At 79.1% G+C, this 3,184-nt stretch carries 2 protein-coding genes; both read left to right on the top strand.

Features of this window, described 5'->3' with window-relative positions:
- Window positions 1–344: 344 nt before the first annotated feature.
- The gene (locus tag A2U95_RS29575) at window positions 345–1,604 is read left to right on the top strand and encodes an NAD(P)/FAD-dependent oxidoreductase (RefSeq protein ID WP_166028664.1); all 1,260 of its coding nucleotides are present in this window, start codon (window positions 345–347) and stop codon (window positions 1,602–1,604) included.
- A 227-nt stretch (window positions 1,605–1,831) separates the two neighbouring features.
- Window positions 1,832–3,067, top strand: coding sequence for a lycopene cyclase family protein (locus A2U95_RS29570; RefSeq protein ID WP_166028663.1), 1,236 nt, complete (start codon window positions 1,832–1,834; stop codon window positions 3,065–3,067).
- Window positions 3,068–3,184: the final 117 nt, after the last annotated feature.

Genomic DNA, 3,184 nt, shown 5'->3' with positions numbered 1-3,184 from the left:
CGAGCGGCACCGGACCGGCGGCGCGGGCGGCACCGGACGGGCGGCGCGCAGGCGAGACCGGACCGGCGGCACCGGACGGGCGGCGCGCGGGCGGCACCGGACGGGCGGTGGCGGACCGGCACCGGACGGGCGGCATCGGACCGGCGGCGGACGGGCGACACCGGACCGGCGGCGGACGGGCGACACCGGACCGGCGGCGGACGGGTGACGCGGACCGGGCCACCGGGTACCCGGCCCCGGTGCCGCCCGGTCCAGCCCGCGGTACCCGCCGGGGCAAAGACGCCCCGCGGGCTCCACCGCCGTCCGCGGGACGGCGCCGAAGGAACGCCGGAGGAGCAGCAGCCATGACCGGTCACCCCCCGCGCATCCGCCGCGCCCCGGACACCGTCGTCGTCGGAGCGGGCCTGGCCGGCCTGGCCTGCGCGCTGGACCTCTGCCGCGCGGGACGGCGCGTGGCGCTGCTGGAGGCGTCCGACGGCGTGGGCGGCCGGATGCGCACGGACCGCCGGGACGGGTTCCTGCTGGACCGGGGATTCCAGGTGTTCAACACCTCGTACCCGCAGGTCAAGCGGCGGCTGGACCTGCGGGCCCTGCGGCTGAGGCCGTTCACGCCGGGCCTGGTGGCGCACACCCCGGACGGACCGGTCCGGCTGGCCGATCCCACCCGGCGCCCCGGGGAGGCGGGGGCGCTGCTGCCCGGGCGGGTGCTGCCGGCCCGGGACCTCGCCGCCCTGGGCGTGCTCACCGCGCGGGACGCCCTGCTGCCCGCCCGCTTCGTCACCCGGCACCCGGACGACCGGTCCACCGCCGCCGCCCTGTCCCGCGCCGGGGTCTCGGCCCGCACGGTCGACGGGATCCTGCGGCCCTTCCTCTCCGGGGTGTTCCTGGAGGACCGGCTGGAGACCTCCGCCCGCTTCTTCCACCTGGTCTGGCGGAGCATGGTCCGGGGCACGCTGTGCCTGCCCGCCGACGGGATCCGCGCCGTCCCCGAGCAGCTGGCCGGCCGCCTCCCCGAGGGCACGCTGCGGCTGGAGACCCCGGTGGAGGCGGTCACCGGCGAGGGGGTGCTGCTCGCCGACGGCCGGGAACTGGCCGCCCGCGGCGTGGTGGTGGCGACGGACGCGGCCACCGCTGCGCGGCTGCTGCCGGGGCTGGAGGTGCCGGCCGGCCGCACGGTCACCACCTACTACCACGCCGCGCCGCGCCCTCCGCTGGCCGAGCCGACGCTGGTGGTGGACGGCTCGGGCGAGGTGCTGAACACCTGTGTGCCGAGCGAGGTCACCCCCGGCTACGCGCCGCCGGGCACCGCTCTGGTCTCCACCTCCGTGCTCGGCGACGACCGGCCCGGGGCGGGCGGGAGGGTGCTGCGCCGTCTGGGCGAGCTGTACGGCGCCGACACCCGCGACTGGCGTGAGGTCGCCGTGTACACCGTCCGGGGCGCTCTGCCCGTGATGGAGCCCCCGTGGCCCCTGAGCCGCACCACGCGCCTCGCGGCGGGCAGGTACGTCTGCGGCGACCACCGGGCGACCGGCAGCGTCCAGGGCGCGCTGGCCTCGGGCACGCGGGCCGCCCGGGAGCTGCTCGCCGATCCGTCACCCGGCTGACGGCGGCGCGGACCGCGCGCCGCATCCGCCGGGGGCCCCGACCCGGAAGAGACGATGCGTGAGCAGGACCGACGACCCGTCCCCGACTTCCGGGAGTGCACTGTGACCCTCGACGGCGCCCGCACCGGCGGCCGATCCGACGCCGCCCCCGTTCCCCGCCCGCGCCGTGCCCGGAGCGGGGGGCGGACGGTCGTGCCGGCGCCGGGGACGCGGTCCCGGGCGGCCGGATGAGCCGGGCCGCCTCCTCCCTGACCTCCGACGTGGCCGTCCTCGGCGGCGGCGCGGCCGGACTGAGCCTGGCGCACCGGCTGGCGGAGGTCTCCCCCTCCCTCTCCCTGACGCTGGTGGAGGCCCCCGACGGTCCCCTGCGGCCGCCCGAGCGCACCTGGTGCCACTGGCACCACGACGACGGCGAGGGCGACGACGACGGCCTGGGCGAGGCGGTCGTCGCCTCCTGGTCCCGGCTGCGCGTGCACGGCGCCGACGGACGGGCCGTCACCGTGGACCCGGCTCCGCTGAGCTACCGCATGATCCGCTCCCCCGCGTTCGAACGCCTGGTGCACGCCCGGCTGGCGGACTCCCCGCGCGCCCGCGTCCTGCGGGCGACGGCGGAGGAGGTCCGTGACACGGCCGGCGGCGCCGAGGTGCGCTGCGCGACGCCGGACGGCGGCACCCTGTCGCTCCACGCGCGCCACGTGTTCGACTCCCGCCCGCCGCGCGTCCTGCCCCCGGCCCGGACCCACCTGCTGCAGCACTTCCGCGGCTGGTTCGTGCGCACCGGTGCCGCGCGGTTCGATCCGGCGGTCGCCGACCTGATGGACTTCCGCGTCCCGCAGCCGCGCCACGGCCTGGCCTTCGGTTACGTCCTGCCGCTGGCCGCGGACCGGGCGCTGGTCGAGTACACCGAGTTCTCCCGCGCCCCGCTGGCCACCGAGGCGTACGAGGCGGCGCTGGACCGCTACTGCCGCGACGTCCTGGGCCTGGGCACGGTGACCGTGGAGGCCGCGGAGCAGGGCGTGATCCCCATGACGGACGGGCGGTTCGCCCGCCGGGCCGGCCGCTCGGTCTTCCGGATCGGCACCGCGGGCGGCGCGACCCGCCCGGCGACCGGCTACACCTTCGCCGCCGTGCAGCGGCAGAGCCGGGCGGTGGCCGCCGCCCTGCGCGCGGGCCGGGCGGAGGTGCCGCCGCCCCACGGGCGGCGGTCGCTCGCCATGGACGCGGTGCTGCTGCGGGCGCTGGACACCGGCCGGGTCGACGGCCCCGCCTTCTTCACGGACCTGTTCCGCCGCGTGCCGGCGGAACGCCTGCTGCGTTTCCTCGACGGCGGGACCTCCCTGTGGGAGGAGTTCGGCGTCGGACTGCGCACCCCCGTCGGCCCGATGCTCCGGACCACCCTCGAACTGCCCTTCCTGCCCCGCCGTCCGCCGTCCGCACCGTCCACCGGAGGAAGCCACCGATGACCCCGCCGTACGGGCCCCGCCAGGCCCGCGCCCTCGACCATGCCCCCTCGGCCCCCCCGGCCCCGTCGGCCCCGCCCACGCCGTCGGCCCGCGACCGGCGTCCGCCGGGGGCCCGCC

The organism is Streptomyces chilikensis (assembly GCF_001642695.1).
Taxonomy (GTDB): Bacteria; Actinomycetota; Actinomycetes; order Streptomycetales; family Streptomycetaceae; genus Streptomyces; species Streptomyces chilikensis.
Note: the sequence above shows the minus strand (reverse complement) of the source record. Positions and strands in the feature narration are given on the sequence as shown.

Bases quoted from the DNA above. Each gene is read 5' to 3' on its own strand.
- A2U95_RS29575 (WP_166028664.1), top strand. From the start codon at position 345: ATGACCGGTCACCCCCCGCGCATCCGCCGCGCCCCGGACACCGTCGTC.
- A2U95_RS29570 (WP_166028663.1), top strand. From the start codon at position 1,832: ATGAGCCGGGCCGCCTCCTCCCTGACCTCCGACGTGGCCGTCCTCGGC.